This window comes from Pseudomonas sp. Pseusp88 (genome assembly GCF_047303955.1).
In the GTDB taxonomy this organism is placed as follows: domain Bacteria; phylum Pseudomonadota; class Gammaproteobacteria; order Pseudomonadales; family Pseudomonadaceae; genus Aquipseudomonas.
Map to the genome: position 1 here is coordinate 1 of NZ_JBGLYM010000090.1, position 591 is coordinate 591.

Sequence of the window (591 nt, forward strand, 5' to 3'; positions counted from 1 at the left end):
TATCTGTGCGACCTCTCCGGGCAATTCCTGCGGACGGCCGACCTGCAGGCCAAAACCTTCCTGCACGCCTGTGGCAAAGGCACTACAGAAGATAATGATCCGGTGCTCACGACCGGGCACCTGGAGCTGAGCGCCGTTGCCGATGCGCTGCAAGGGTCAATGCCCGCCGCCGACAACACGCCTGAACCCGACGAGGACAAACACGACCTGTGGCAAGACCAGGCCTGCCCTGCGGATGTGCTGGCCGAGGCGCGACAGCGGCAAATCTACGGTGTACTGCTGGAGGATCCGCGCTACCGCCTGCGCCATCTGAAAAGCCGACTGGAAACCTGTCACCAGCTGCTGACACTCTGCGCCCAGCGCGCGACGCAGCACGCCGACCATGGCAGCGCGCTGCTCGTGCAACAGTTGCTGGTCCCACGCCAACTCCAGGGCCAGCCCAACCCGCTGCACGCCAGCCTGGAAAAACTGGACGGGGCCGGCAGGCAGGCCATCAATCGCTGCACGGCAGTGCTGGAGCGGGCGGTGGTCTGGCAGCACATGAACAGCGCCCAGGACCTGCTCACCGCCTGCCTGCAACAGGACATCACC

At 65.1% G+C, this 591-nt stretch carries 1 pseudogene; it reads left to right on the forward strand.

From position 1 onward, the window contains the following. Window positions 1-591 (forward strand): annotated as a pseudogene (locus ACCD02_RS32595) (hypothetical protein); the annotation flags it as partial.